General features: G+C 43.5%; 8 protein-coding genes. All 8 read right to left on the bottom strand.

The genetic code is table 11. The features are described from left to right. Nucleotides 1-12: 12 nt before the first annotated feature. The 8 genes from ABIE26_RS00790 to ABIE26_RS00755 all read right to left on the bottom strand — a co-directional run bounded on the left by ABIE26_RS00790 (nt 13) and on the right by ABIE26_RS00755 (nt 15,130). The gene (locus ABIE26_RS00790) at nt 13-3,300 is read right to left on the bottom strand and encodes a SusC/RagA family TonB-linked outer membrane protein (protein ID WP_310141161.1); all 3,288 of its coding nucleotides are present in this window, start codon (nt 3,298-3,300) and stop codon (nt 13-15) included. A gap of 83 nt (nt 3,301-3,383) precedes the next feature. Beyond that, a complete protein-coding gene (locus ABIE26_RS00785) occupies nt 3,384-4,154 on the bottom strand; it encodes a GntR family transcriptional regulator (protein WP_310141162.1) in 771 nt (256 codons plus the stop codon). A 45-nt stretch (nt 4,155-4,199) separates the two neighbouring features. Continuing rightward, nucleotides 4,200-4,907: an SGNH/GDSL hydrolase family protein gene (locus ABIE26_RS00780; protein ID WP_310141163.1), complete on the bottom strand. Its 708-nt coding sequence runs from the start codon at nt 4,905-4,907 to the stop codon at nt 4,200-4,202. Nucleotides 4,908-4,926: 19 nt separating this feature from the next. Continuing rightward, on the bottom strand, nt 4,927-7,467 hold the full coding sequence (locus ABIE26_RS00775) for a hypothetical protein (protein ID WP_310141165.1): 2,541 nt from the start codon (nt 7,465-7,467) through the stop codon (nt 4,927-4,929). Further along, nucleotides 7,467-8,969: an L-fucose/L-arabinose isomerase family protein gene (locus tag ABIE26_RS00770; protein ID WP_310141167.1), complete on the bottom strand. Its 1,503-nt coding sequence runs from the start codon at nt 8,967-8,969 to the stop codon at nt 7,467-7,469. The genes ABIE26_RS00775 and ABIE26_RS00770 overlap by 1 nt, the downstream gene beginning before the upstream one ends. Before the next feature lie 31 nt (nt 8,970-9,000). Next, the gene (locus ABIE26_RS00765; protein WP_310141169.1) at nt 9,001-10,218 is read right to left on the bottom strand and encodes an MFS transporter; all 1,218 of its coding nucleotides are present in this window, start codon (nt 10,216-10,218) and stop codon (nt 9,001-9,003) included. Beyond that, nucleotides 10,208-12,463 (bottom strand): GH92 family glycosyl hydrolase, encoded by a 2,256-nt coding sequence (locus ABIE26_RS00760; protein ID WP_310141171.1) that lies wholly within the window; start codon nt 12,461-12,463, stop codon nt 10,208-10,210. Before ABIE26_RS00760 ends, ABIE26_RS00765 begins: the two co-directional genes overlap by 11 nt. A gap of 60 nt (nt 12,464-12,523) precedes the next feature. Then, entirely contained in the window at nt 12,524-15,130 is a 2,607-nt protein-coding gene (locus ABIE26_RS00755) for a right-handed parallel beta-helix repeat-containing protein (protein ID WP_310141174.1), read from the bottom strand. Between the last annotated feature and the right edge of the window lies 1 nt (nt 15,131).

Below are 15,131 nucleotides of genomic sequence, written 5' to 3'. Positions count from 1 at the left end.
GCTATGAATTGATTAAAGTGTTAGGTTAAGTCCGAATATATAAGCTTTGCTTCTAGGATAAGCAGAATAGTCTACTCCTCTTGTAACCGGCGAATTTCTTATCGCATTGACTTCAGGATCATATCCGCTATAATTCGTAATGACCGCAATGTTATTTACCGTACCATATAGCCGCAACGATTTCACCTTTATTTTTGAAAGCAGGCTTGAAGAAAAGTTGTACCCTAAGGTAATGTTATTAATACGCAGAAACGAGCCATTTTCTACAGCCCAGGAGTGTAAGGAATAGGCTCCTGTACCTTTTAAAGGCTGCCAGATGTTTGCATTCTTATTTATCCCGTCAAGTATTTCAGGGGCTTCGCCTATGGCTACCTGTTTTCCGGCTACGGTTGCAGTAGTCTGGACTAGGTTACCCTGGCCATCAATCGTTTTCCAGCGGTTCCCCATAATCGCGAGCATGTTGTTATCTGTCACAAAGCCGTTGGTAAATTCTACCTTATTGGCATTCATAATGTCATTGCCAATTACAAAATTGGCAAATATACTCAGGTCAAATCGTTTATACCTGAATTGCTGGTTAATCCCACCAGAAAATTTCGGATTGGCATTACCAATGATTGTCCGGTCGTTCTGGTTTACTACGCCATCGTTGTTAATGTCTTTAAACTTAATGCTGCCGGGCTGGGAAACACCTGCTGCATCCAGGCCATCGGGCACACCAGTTTTAAGGCTATAAATTTTGGTTAGCGGATCATAATTGAAATCCTCAGTTTTATAATAACCATCGCTGACAAAGCCATACATGGCACCTACTGCCTGCCCAACACTAACAGCATAGTCTGGCTGGCCTGAAATACCCCAGCCGGAACCCTGGAGGTAAGATTTCTGATAAGTGGAAAGGGCCAGGATCTTGTTTTCGTTGTAAGAGATATTGAAATTGGTTTTCCAGTTGAAATCTTTTTTTGCAATGACATTGGCTTCCATTTGCAGTTCAACCCCCTTGTTCCTGGTCGAACCAACATTTTGTAATTGGGCTGCATAACCAGAACTGGACGGAATAGGAACCGGGATGAGCAGGTCCTTTACATCGTTCTGATAGGCATTGAATGTAAACTGAAGTTTGTTCTGCAGTAAGCCAACATCCAGTCCGATATTTCTGGAAATGGTCTTTTCCCATTTCAAATTTGGGTTGGCCAGCCTGGTAACCGTATAGCTTGGCTGCATTACATCATTTAAACCATAAGGAAATAAATTGGTCTGGAATGCTGAGAGGTACAGAAAGTCGTCAATCCGGTTGTTCCCGGCTTCTCCCCAGCTAAGCCTCAGTTTCATATCAGAAACAAAGGTGAGGGGTTTCATGAATTTCTCCTGCGAAATTCTCCAGGCGAGGGATGCAGCAGGAAAATAGCCCCAGCGCTTACCGGGTGCAAACTTTGTTGATCCGTCTGTTCTGACAGAAAATGCAGCCAGATATTTACTTTTATAGGCGTAAGTTGCCCTTGAAAAGAAAGACAAAATTTTGCTTTCTAAAATCAGCGAAGTCGGAAACCCGGTACGCATAGTGCCCAGGTTCAACTGCCCAAGTGCCTTATCTGCCGTGATCCCTGATGGAAAACCATTTAACTGAGCATTGTTTTGACGCACATTGGTTTCATAAATTTCCTGCCCCAGTAAAAAAGTTATTGCATTATTTTTATTGAAGCGTGTATTGATTTTTGCGTTCGAAAAATTCAATACGTTTGATACGTTCAGTACCGTTTTTTGCGTATTGATGACTCCTGCAACCGGAAGGCCAAGTCCATAAAATATCGATCCGGGTGTATTGATATCGTCAAAGGAATCGGCCTGATTGTTATTGTAATCATAGCCGGCGGTTGTTCTGAAAGACAGGTAGTTTGTAAAGCTGTAATTGGCATAGCCAGCCACATTTACCCCTTTACTGGCATTGCTTCTGTATTCGGCTTTATTTAAAGCGATTGGATTGATAATAAACACTCCATTTCCTACTGCATTGGTCTCATTGTAGTAAGCCTGGTCAAAGTCTTCAATACCGAGGTTAACATTGCTGATGAAAGGCTTGTATTTAATGGTTTGCCTTAATCTTGAAGTTTGCGTTTGTCCGGCCGCACTTGTACCTGCGCCCATTACATCCTGTGAAACAAACCTTACTGTAGCGCCGATCTTAAATTTATTGCTGGCTACATGGTCAAGTTTTAAATTGGCAATGTTCCTGTCAAAATCAGAGTTTAACATGATCCCGTCTTGTATATTTTTGGTAAGGCTCAGGTTAAATGTAGTGGATTTACTACCTCCTGATACCGAAAAATTATGTGTTTGCATGAATGCATTCCTCCCAAACATTTCCTGTTCCCAGTCAATGGCAGGTGTATTTTTATAGACTGCCAGGGTATCAAAATAAGAGCCATATTTCCGTGCAAAACTGGTCTCGGCATTCACATTCCCCCTGCTTCTTTCGTACTGGTATTCTACAAAATCATAAGGGGCCATTACCCCTAATTTATTCGACAATTTGTTAATGCCCATAAAGCTGTTCAGCGTTACAACTGTTTTACCGTCTTTTCCTCCTTTTGTGGTAATAACCACTACGCCATTTGCGCCCCTGGCACCATAAATAGCTGTTGCCGATGCATCTTTCAATACATCAACAGATTCAATATCCTGCGGTGAAATGCCGGTCAGGCCACTTTCTACCTGCATACCGTCGATCACATATAAAGGGGCATTATCTTGTGTAATGGAACCACCTCCGCGGATAATGATATTGGTTTCTGAACCTGGTGCACCTTCTGATGAGGTAACCTGTACACCTGCCAAACGGCCCGCCAGTGCATCTGCTGCCGAGGAAATGGGAATATCTTTCAGGTCATTTGCGCTTACAGAAGCCACCGCGCCGGTAAGGTCTCTGCGGGTTACAGTTCCATACCCCACTACTACAACCTCATCCAGGGATCCTGTGGCCGATTTCATTTGTATTTTCAGCTCTTTTTGATTTGTTATTGGGAGTTCCAATGTTTGGAAACCTACATACGAAAATACCAGGACAAGCAGATTGCGGTCTGTAACCGGTAAAGAAAAATTGCCATTCCCGTCTGTCTGTGTCCTTTTCTGTGTACCCTTTATGACCACACTAACCCCAGGCATAGGGCCGCCTTTATCGTCCGTTACCCTTCCTTTAATGATTTCCTGTTGTACAAAAAGATGTGCACGAGCAGGCAGGTCTGTGAGCAGAACAAGGGCAATAAGCAAGAGGGAATGCCAGCTACAAGATTTTTGATTCATACGAAATAAATATTTGGTTGTCTTTACATAATAGATGACTTAGCCGCAGAAAAAGGGTGAAGCAAAAAAAAATAAGCAGCTGCTTATTTTTTTAAATTAAAGGTAGGACTCACATCGTATTCCGGACTGGCCATAATGGCGAATTTGTATTTGTCGCCCCGGTAAAAGGAGCGCTCTATTTCGACAACCTTTTCGCCATCACACAACACAGCACTGTCCAGTATAAAAACGGGAATCTGCCTGTCTACCTCGAAATTATTTAAAGCTGATGAGGCCTCAAGAATATCTACGCTTAAAGTTTGCTTAATATCCGAGATCTTTAATTTATATTCTTCTTCGTAGGTTTTAAAATAGGAAATCTCGGTAGACAAACGGTCAATTTTTGGGCATAACTTTAAGGATACATACCTGGTCTCATCTTTCATCAAAATATCATCTGCATACCTAAGCTGGCGTATTTTTAACACCGGTCCATCTATGATATAATGTTTTCCAACAATATCAGAAGAGATGCCTTCGTTCAGCACTGTTTTTTCAATGATGATATTTTTGGGGGTAAAACCTTCTGCTTTGATCCCTTCATTAAATCCACGCCTGGTTGAATGTATAGAACCAAGTGTACGTACCAGCTGATGTTCTACGGTCCTGTTCAACACAAAGGTACCTTTTCCTTTTATTCGTCTTGCATAACCTTTTGATTCGATCTCAAGCAAACATTTCCGGGCAGTAGTATTGCTTATTTTGTAGGTATTGATGAGTTCGTTTTCAGAAGGCACCTTATCTCCGGGCATCAGTTCCCCATCTTTTATTTTCTCAATGATCTCTTCACTAATGCTGATAAACTTGGGCTTCATAAGGTTAAAATTTCTTAAAATTAATGATTTTTAATAAGTAAATAATTATCTGAACCACTTCATCAGCTCTCCGCTGATTATCTCATGCCCTTTCAGGTTAGGGTGGTTAACCTGCGACATATATTCTGCCATTTGCCCTTTCTTCTGTATTTCCTGAAATAAGTTAAAAGGATCGGCCAGGCCAATATGATATTTTGCGGCAAGTGCTCTGATCTGATCTGCATGGGCCGACAAGCTTTTGCTGTCCTTTGCAAAAATATCGGATCTTGTATCGGGAGAAGGTGTTAAAAGGATAACCTTAATTTTTGCCTCCAGTGCCTTTTGGATCATCTTTTCCCATGCTTCCTTTGTTTTTTCCAGTCCGGCAGCACGGTCGTTCAGTGCATAGTCAACAAACAATACATCCGGCTTATAGGGCAATACATCCTGCACAAAACGGGCCTCGCCCTTTATTGCGTTTTCGCCACCAATGGAAGTTGTAATCACATTGATCACAGCATAAGGGTACAGGGTTTTTAAGCTCTTCAGCAGCAGGTAAGGATAGGATTCCAGTGTATGCACCTCATGATTGGCCCAGTAGCCCGAAGGCACCGAATGCCCATGAAAAACCAGATTAATAGTTCTGTTTTTTGGCCACTGTTTACCCATTTCAGTTTTGATGTCATTGAGATAAGCGGAAGGAATAGCCACCTGCGCTGTGCAGGGGGCAGTAACTGTAAGCATCATCAATATAAATAATAGTCTTTCTTTCATCGTTTAAATAGCAAAGGTTTTACCAGGCCAGCACCAGGGTACCGGTCACATTCTTTATCAGGTAATTGTTCCCGAATTTTTCTTCTCCCTGCTGGACGTCTATTTTTTGTCCTCTCCATGGATAGCTCGTCCCAGGGAAAGCCTGCAGTTTTTCTTTGGTGGTCCCCTCATCAGGAAACACCCTTAAATCAGCGTTTTTCAGTCCCCTGATCTCTATTCTTCTGCTTACCTGGGCATCTCCGGGATAGGTCTCCTTTACGGATATGATACCATCATTTTGCAGGACAAATACACGGCACTCTTTATGCCATGCCGTAGGTAAATGGTAAGTGCTGGCCCCATTTTTAAGCATGGTTTCGTATCCCGTAAGTAAAGGCGCACCCTGAGGAAACTTAAAAAGCTGTTTAGCCGTTGTTCCGGGAACATAACCTGAAAAGTAAAAAGCATTGTTGCTTCTGGCGACCGTTAACACCGGGCTTTTGATTAGCGGACTTTGTTTGGCAACCAGGAAATAATACCCGAATTCCTGCAGTGCATAGCGGAGATATAAAGGACCTGTTGCCCAAAGAGCGGGATTGTCTGGTGTGAGCAGTTTTTCATTTTTAGCACTGCTGGAACTGGTACCACGTATGTAAATAAGTTTTCCGCCATTCCAATCCTGTTTGGCCCTGCTCCACAGGCCATCCCTGCTTTCTGCTCCCTGCTGCATACGCATCAATACATGCGTGGTACTTTCAGTTTTATTTTTTAATACCGTACGGATGCCACCTGCAGAAAACAGCGACTGATGGAGCATTTTTTTTGGATAAGCCTGTTCCAGCTGATCGGCCTGCAAATCAGTATCGATGTTGAACTCCCCTTCCAATGGTGCAATATTTTTAAGGTTAAGCAGTTCCAGAAATTTTTCACTCCCATGATCGGCCGGGCCATACACCATCACTTTACCCCCGTTCTCTATAAAACGGATCAGTTCGTTTTCAAATACCGACCCCGCAGAAGGAACAACGGTAAGCAGTACGGATTGCCTGAAATAAGCTGGTTTGTCTTGAATCAGCTTGTTAAAAGAGCCAGTGGAAATAACCGTGTTAAGCGGAAATCCATTGTTAATCGCCTGCCGGATAAACCAGTCTCCAAAATACACTTCTTTTAAACGGTCCTTTTCCTGGTAGGTCCAGTCGTGGTATTCGTCAAAAGGATAAACCCACACCAACGGGCCAGGGGCAGAAGGGGCATCATAGCGGGCTTTGAGGATGTGCGGGATAACCTCATCAGGAACCTGCGCAGGCATATTTCCGAAAGAATTGTCGATAGACAGGAAATTCAGCTGACTGGGTAAAGTTACCCTTCCCTCAGCATCAATCCGGCTCACGGCCATAGGCATATAAATGTCGTGTGGCTCAGCACCATAGCGGTCAAACCATGGGCTGTTTACCCACCAGGGATCATGTATATAATACCTGAACAGGTACCGGCTATCGGGCAATTCAGAAATTCTGGACATATAGCCCACCAGCTCCATACCGAAGTCACCATCCAAAGCTGCCCATGGCGAATTTGGTGGGGGCAACAGGTTAAAGCCGCCTTTGTAAATTCCCCTCAGGTCTACCCCGTCCCTGGCCAGGTCGGTACCTGTGGAAAGATTGGTACCCCTGGTCTGTATCTGAAATTCAGGGCATTCTGTACGAAAGAGTTTCCAAAAATCGAGATTCTTAGTCTGCACTTCTGCCAGTTTCCCTGTGTCAAATGCTTTGCCGTCAAATATGGCTCCTTTAGACGACCATGCTTCCATCCCAAAGCCAAAACCATTGCTGAGCCACAGGTAATCAAAACCCATATCTTTTAAAAAATGCCGGCTTTGCCTCCCAAAAAACTTACCAAATGGGGTGTTCGCTTCAATTCCATTCGGAAAACCGGCATAAGATTCCTTGTCTGCGTTCAATACTGAGTAGCAGTTTACAAAGGATTTGGTACCCATAGCATTGCCCAGTAAAATTTCAGGGTGTTTTTTGTATTTAAAATCCGAACGGGCAAATTCCGGCCCCGGGTCAAATGTTGAGCCTATCCTAACGGGCTTACCGGTTAACCTGGTACCTGTTTCCTTTAAAATTTTAATGATCAGTTTGAGGTCATTATAGGTAAAGTTAGGCGGGTTATCCATATAAAGATATGCCCGTTCATGCAGGGAGAGTTCCTTAGGGCCCGAACCGACAGCATGTTTGGTATTTGGGTTACCGATGTATCTGGCCCATTCCAGTGACTGGCCTGGCTTACCGCTGTAATTCAGTATTTCAGATCCATCTGAGGCCCAAAGCATAATGGCAACTGTATCGGCATGTCTTAACAGAGATGCCCATTGTGTAAACATTTCAGTAGCCACACTTTTGATATAGGCCTTATCATTCTTCTTAAATGGCTTTAATGAAGTTTCAAGAGTAATTGTCCCAAAAGGTTTACCTTTTAGTGTATTGGCAGGAACAGGTGAACTATTGTTTTTTATGCTGTAACAGCTATAAAAAATGGTACCGGTTAAAGCCAGAAAAAAATAGCTGATTAATTTCATTAAACAATTACCGCTTCTATATTTAAATATTCACCAATTTTTTTAATTGTCTCTGCATGGTGCCCTACTCCGAGCGCAAAATGATGTGTTGGCCCCTCTTTCACCCATTTTTTAAGGAAGGTACGTACATCCGGTTTAAAAAAGCCCCTGGTATTCGTATTTCCTGTAGGTGGTATAGGTCCTTCAACAGATTCCCCTTCGGCGATAACAAATTTAAACTTCCCCTCGTAAGTAGAAGTAATGGAAAGCATGGTAATTGGCCCCTCTTTAATTTTAAATTCTACACCTGCACCAAAACCTGGCTTACCATGGTATTTTTTTAAACTGCGTAGTATTGGTTTTCCCTGGGCAATGGTAATGTTATGTGGGCCATCGTGTCCTACCAGTATAAAGTTTTCACTAAAATCCACGGGATGAAATTCAGCAAAGCTGCCCCCTATTCCAAGCCGGTCCATAATAAACATGGCGATGCAACATTTCAGGTCCGATTCTCCACACATAGGGAAACCTGCCCCGGTGAGCAGGGAATTGCCTACAATTAAATTGGTCATCACCTGCCTGGTAGTACTGTTGTCTTCGCCCTCATAATAATAGGCCAGACCATCCAGATTTTTGTCCTCTACAAATTTCTCTAGTGCAACCGAAACCCTTGCGGCTACTTCAAGATCAGCTTCTTTTAATTTTTCTGAAATAGGGTCTGATACCGGATCGGGCGTATCAAAGAATTCGAGTATGCGTTTTTTCTCTGCTTCCACATCCGCAGGGGCAATCCCTTCATATTTGGCCACAATCTCGTTAGCCTCGCATTGTACAATGTGCAGGCCAAAATGTGCAGTAAGCATGGTCGCATCAGAATGCATATCCAGCATGGCTTCTATAGGATGACCAATATGACCAATCCTCGCTGTTTTTAAGTCATGCAATACCCTTGCAATGTTACAATATTCAGCAATTTCAGCTTCCGAGCCGGGATCATTATGAAGAGTACCTATAATCATATCAGGCACTTTTTTGCCCATCCTGACTGCCACACCGGCAAACTCGGGCAAAGCACAGATATCGTCGTTATACAATTGCAAATGAGTAGAGGCGTTGTTATAATCTAAAGCACTGTCTGGCTGCAGCGCTACCAGCACAACCAGGACATCCATGTTTTTAATGATTACACCAAATGTACTGGAGGTTGCATAGGTAAGCATGTCGCAAAAGATCAGGTCTAAATTGGCAGCTTTTAACCTTGGCAAAAGTTCATATGCACGGCTCACCTCGTCAACCATTCCGAAATCAATCACTTCTACTTTATTTTTACGCAGCTTTCCCAGCAGGATTTCCTGCTTTTCCATCATCTGATCGTACAGTCCTTCAAACTGGCTCCAGTATTTCACATAGCCAACCCCAAAAACCCCAATCCTTGGCACAGTTTCTACCCGGCGCTTAATTACTGGTATGGCTTGTTTCTTTTTATCTGGCTCTGCAAGCAGCTGCCCCTCTAATTCAGTCATAGGTTTAAGTTTAATATGTTGTTGTTTTAATTCATGCTTTATTTAGTGGTTCTATCCTGGGCACAAACCTCAAAAAAATTAAGAATGCAAAAGGATACATGAGCCCGCAAATGACCCATAAAGGGCTGTAGGAATAATTTTGTACAACCAGGCCAATGAGCGGGTTGATCAGCAAACCTGAAATTGCCCCTGCTGTACCAGATAAGCCCACCACGGTAGAGGTCCCATTGCTGCCAAATACATCCGATATGGCTGTAATGTAATTGGTGATCCAGAAGCCGTGTGCAAACATCAGCAAACTCATTAATGTGATGGCAAGCGCCACCGATGAAACACTTTGTACCATAATTGCTGAAAGTGTTAATGCAGCAGCTATACCCATCACTATTTTACGCGCCTTGTTTATGGAGAGGCCGTTTTTGGTAAGCCTATCGGAAATCCAGCCGCCCAACATGTTAGACAGCCCAAGGGCCAGAAACGGGATCCACAGTAATTTTCCGATCTCCTCAAAGGAAACATTTCTTTGCTCATTGAGGTATTTGGGAATCCAGAACATGATAAAGTAGAAGACAGGGTCGAGTAAAAACCTGATCAACAAAAAAACGAGCGCCGTTTTATTGCTCAGGATTTTAAGAAAAGGGATTGCTTTCTCTCTTTTTGCAGGGGAATGTTGTGCTTCGGTTGTCCGGCTGTTTTTCCAGGGAATAATGACCCAGAATATTACCCATACAATCCCAACTGCGCCGGGAATGATAAAACTCCATCGCCAGCCAAAAGAGTTAGAAATGAGAATGGTTAACGGAGGGGCCAGCACCGCACCTATTGCTGACCCGCCTATGGCTATACCGTTAGCAAACGCGCGCTCCTTTTTTTCAAACAATTCATTTACCGTTTTGGCTGCTGCGGGAAAACACCCGCCTTCGCCTACACCCAGCAGGAACCTGAAAACCAGTAACTGGTAAAAACTATCTATCACTCCATGCAATGCACTGGCTGCCGACCAGATCAGTACCGAAATGCCGAGTCCTATTTTACCGCCAAATAATTCTGTTAGCCTCCCTCCAATGGTGAACATCAATGCGTAGCTGATCAAAAAGCTGGTATTGATCATCCCGTACTGGACGTCATCGAGATTAAATTCTTTTTGAATTTTGATAATGGTAATGGACAAGACCTGCCTGTCGAGAAAGTTTAAACCCGTAGCAACAAAAACCAGTATTAAAATTAACCAACGGATGTTATTTTTCATATTGCTGTGGTGTATTGGTCATGCTGAACACTAATTTCCCCCCGCCGGCAATCTGGTCATGGCTAATGAAGGGACTTGTTAAAACTTTTCCATTAAATGTAACAGATTCTACGTATTTATTTTCTTCAGAAAGATGGTTCGCTTTAATTTCCAGTTTACGCAATTTATTGTCAATATTAAAACTAAGGCTTAAAGCAGGGAATTGCGGGGCACCAATTGCGTACATGCCGGAACCGGGAGTTACAGGATAAAAACCCATTACACTGAAAATATACCAGGCAGACATTTGTCCGCAATCGTCATTCCCGTTGATGCCTTGCGGCTGGTTTAAATAATTTTCCCTGGTATGTTTTCTAACCAGTTCCTGTGTTTTCCAAGGTTGTCCGCAATAGTTATACAGGTAAGCATAATGATGTCCGGGTTCATTATTGTGGGCATAATGTCCGCCATTAAAGTTTTGATCCAGTTTTTTGGCAAATTTTTCATTCCCACCCATCATGCCAATCATTCCGGGAATGTCCTGCATGACACAGAAAAGATAGGTCCATGGGCTCCCTTCGGTAAAGCTTAGCTTTACATCGCCGCCCCAGCTGCCATTATACTTTCGGGGTTCCATAAAGCCAGTTTTTTCGTTATACAGGTTTCTATAGTTTTCAGACCATTTGATCAATTTGTTATAGTCGGCTGTTTTGTTCAATCCTTTTGCAACCTGTGCGATACAATAATCATCCAGTGCATACTCCAGTGTTCTGGAAACAGATTCAGCAGTCTTGTCTGACGGTATATAGCCCAGTGAATGGTAGTAGCTCAACCCTGTCCGCCCTTCAAAACCACTCCATTCCTGTCGGTCATAGCCCCAGCTTTTGGTATCATGGTCGGGTGGCACCATGGCGTTTTTTCTCATGGCTTCATAAGCCAGGTCCAGGTCGTATCCTCTGAAACCTTTTACATAAGCGTCCGCAATCACCGCATCAGCGTGTGTACCGATCATGATATTTGTTTCAGCCGGATTGGGCCACATCGGCAGCCATCCTCCCTCCTTGTACATCTGCAGCATTGAGCTGATCATGTCGTTTACGCGTTCGGGCTGGGTAAAAATAAACAAAGGATGTAAAGCCCTGAACGTATCCCAGAGGGAATAGTCATTGTACGAAACCCCATTGTGTACCTGGTCATCGGCAGCGCTGTAATATTTGCCATACTCAGAAAACTCTCTTGGAAACAGCATCGTATGGTACATTGCCGTATAAAATATAGCGCGCTGATCAGCCGTTACGCCATCAATTTTAATTCTTTGCAGATTTTTCTGCCATTTACTACGTGTTGTTTTTACCACATTGTCAAAGTTCCAACCCGGAATTTCTCTACCCAGGTTTTCCCTGGCCTGTTCAATACTGATAAACGAAGTAGCAATTTTCAATGTTAATACTTCATTCTTTTTAGTAGGAAAACTAATATAGGCGCCTATTCTTTTGCCATAGACTTCGGTTTCAGCTTTAACAATGGCATCCTGTGTCCAAACACCATAATCCTTGATGGTCTTATTGAATTTCAAAACAAAGTATCCCTTGAAGTTAGGCAGCTCCGGGCCAAGGTTATAGGCTGTCCGGTCAGGGTTATATCCTACAATCTCCTGGTTTAGTGTATCAATGTAAATGTACCCTTTGAGTTTGGACCGTTTATTGGATTTATTGTGAAAGTCATCTTCTGCCGTATTTACATTGATCCCTTGTACAATTAAATGGCTTTCTCTGGCTGCAGGATAAGTGAACTTCATCATTCCGCATCTTTCTGAGGCAGCCATTTCAGCGCTGATCTGCGCACCTTGCCCATTGTGCATTTTCACCGCATAATAATAAGCTTTGGAGGTTTCATCCTGGTGTGAAAATTTCATTTTTCGCTGCTCCGGGAGTACAGCAAGCGCCCCCACCTGTGGCATTACGGAAATATAACCATAATCGCCCATCCAGACCGTTGGCTGATGCGTCCCTATAAACCCATGAATGGTCGTATCTTCATAAACATAGGGCATCGCTTTCATCTTATTCTCACGCGTTTGAGCGGTAAAGTTGGTCATCGCGAAGGGAGGTCCGACACCTGGCATCGTTCCTCCCTTTCCTTTGGCAGGTGTGCCGATCAATGGATTTACGGCATCAACCTCAGCAAAAGCCTTATTCTTTTGCTGGGCCAGGGCACAGTTAAATAGTAAAATAAAAATGAGGAAATAGTTTCTTTTTATGACCATCTTATTTATACAGAGGATATTTAAAATGTAAAAGGGTGAAGCGGCTTAAAATAATTGTGTTTACCTGATGAATTTTATTCTTGCCGCGTTTGAATTTGTGATGAGGGTGGCAATATGGATTCCTTGCCTCATGTTACGTACAGGGAGGCTAAACTTATTGGTTCCTTTTTCCAGTCTCACCTTTGTTTTCAAAAGTTCCTTCCCATTGAAATTATAGATGCCCAGTTCTCCTTCTTCTTCTTTTTCTGATTTGACAGAAACATCAACCTGCATCTGATCGGGTGCTGCATATACTGAAAGCTGAAGAAGTGGCCTGACTGGTGCTTCGGGTTTAACAGGCAGCTTGGGTACGGCGGGAGCAGGTTCGGTTAATGGCAAGGCCGATGAAGAAAACATCCCCGTTATGACGGGACTTGTGAGTACGATGTTATCCAGGTCAATGACCCCCGTTCCAGAGATAAAGGCAAACTTTAAGTCACTCAGTGTTACATCCGCAGCTCCATTGCTCAGTTTTTCATCGAATATTTTTACGTTGCCAACCCACAAGTCCCACCTGTCCGCAGCAAGTAATTCATCCGATCCATCGGGAGCAACATAACTTACCGTTTTGCCCGAATTGTTCATCACCCAGGTAAAAGATTGGGTGCCGCTAAATACTGCTGAATTCAATGCCCCACTGATGTCCCTGAAACTAAACTGGCCTACTGTGGGTGCAAAATTTATACCCAGTCGGGAATGCAGCAAGGCATTATTTTCAAGCGGCGTTCCGGTTAAGGCATTATTACCATCAACAAACCCCTTACCTACCTGGAATACTGCCACCTGATTTTGGGTAACCCCCGCAGTGTTGCCCGATACGGTCACCTCGGCTTTGTACTGGATTACCTCTGGTACAGGAGAAAAATCCGCGGTCCGGGCAAAATAACCGTAATCGGCAGTTGCCGAGCGGTTAAACCGGAGCTTATTGCTGTTAATGGAAACGATGGTTCCCGGCCCCGTTGCGCTTAGGGATGTGAACTGCCCGTTATCTGGCGTTGCGCTGATGTAAGCCGACAGGCTTGATGAGGAATTAAAATTCTGGTTAAATATTTCGGACGACAGATCGGTATATTCGAAAAAAATCAAAGGATCAGCATAATTCCCTCTCTTGAAATAACCACTGTCGGCATGATTTGCCTGGTTAATCAGTGTTCCGTTAATATAAAACTCATTAAACCGGATATTGGAGAGTTTATTTGTAGCATCATAACCGTTAAAATAGCTGGAGAAACTGGGATGTGTCAATGGGATTTTGGCATGAATGTTTTTGAATAAAAAGTTTCTGATATTGATCGGAAATTTAATACCACGGTCAACACGCAGGTCAATGAGCTTTAAAACCTCCGTATCAAAATAAATATCCTTAACAGTAAAATTTTCAATCACAGCATTTGAGGCTCCCGAGACATTTCCCATGTAATTGATAAAACCTGAATTCTGTGTTTGTGGTAAAATCCATTCGGCATGGATCACATCGCAATTTTCAATCACATTGGTCCCGCTGATGTTATGAGGCCGCCATCCCAGCTGTATGATACTGCCACCTCTTAAATGCCAGAACACACATTTGTCTATCTTAAAATTTTTACTTCCATTGGTCAGAATGCCATCATCGCCAACCCTTACAAAACAATCAGTAACGGTTGCGTCTGAACCGGCAAGCGTGATCCCATCATTGTTATACCTGAATCCATGGATTTTTAAATTTTTGGCCAGGGAACTGTCGCAGGAAAGTACTACGTTAAAAGATGTTCCATCAACCAGGGTAATACCTTCTACAGTATGCTTCTTCCCACCACTGATGACAATTGATTTGTACCAGTCGGTAGAAACCGGATCATACGGGGGTGTAACCTTTGGATAATGAAAGCCCCATACATCATTTGAAATGATGCCACGTCCATTGATTTTCAAGGACAGCGTTGTGGTTGTCCGGTTGGCCCCGATGTATCCCCTAACATAAGCTCCGCCGCTGATGTAAACCTGGCTAACAGTGGCCGGAACCCTCCAATAATGGATATTATAAAGTCCCGGGGCAAAATAAACAATGGTTTTTCCGGCAGGTACAATCAGCGTATCTACGGTACTCACCTTGTATACATTGGCCGCGGTTGAATCAGGTATATCAGCAGCAGCTTCGAGGGGATCAGCAAAAATCATCAGTGTGTGCTGGAGTCCTGCATCATCATCAAATTCAACAGAAATTTTCCGGGATTGGCTAAGGGTAAACGTTACTTGCTTGCCACCGGAAACTGAAGTGGTAGAAACGGTGCCCAGTCCCACCCTATCGGGCCGGAGCGTGGCCGATGTAGCTGTCGAACCCAGTTTTGTGACGGTAACGGTTGCCGTGCCCGAAAAGGAAAAAGTGGTAAAATGAAAGGTCCTGCCTTCCATTCCCTGCCATTCCCATAATGGGGCCCCGGTACCAGCGCGGCTCACATATACATAGCTGTCTTTTGTCTCACTCCCCGAGGTTACAGAAACCAGATACAAATCGGATTTTTTTTCAAAAGACGCCACTGGTTCCGGATAGGTAACCAGTGTTTGGCCGTAGCTGGTATTGCCTGTTATAATGAGGCAAAAGCTGGAACAAACAACCAGCTTAATTAAAGTGGATAAGGATTTCATA

Source organism: Pedobacter africanus, from assembly GCF_040548825.1.
GTDB lineage: Bacteria > Bacteroidota > Bacteroidia > Sphingobacteriales > Sphingobacteriaceae > Pedobacter > Pedobacter africanus_A.
Note: the sequence above shows the minus strand (reverse complement) of the source record. Positions and strands in the feature narration are given on the sequence as shown.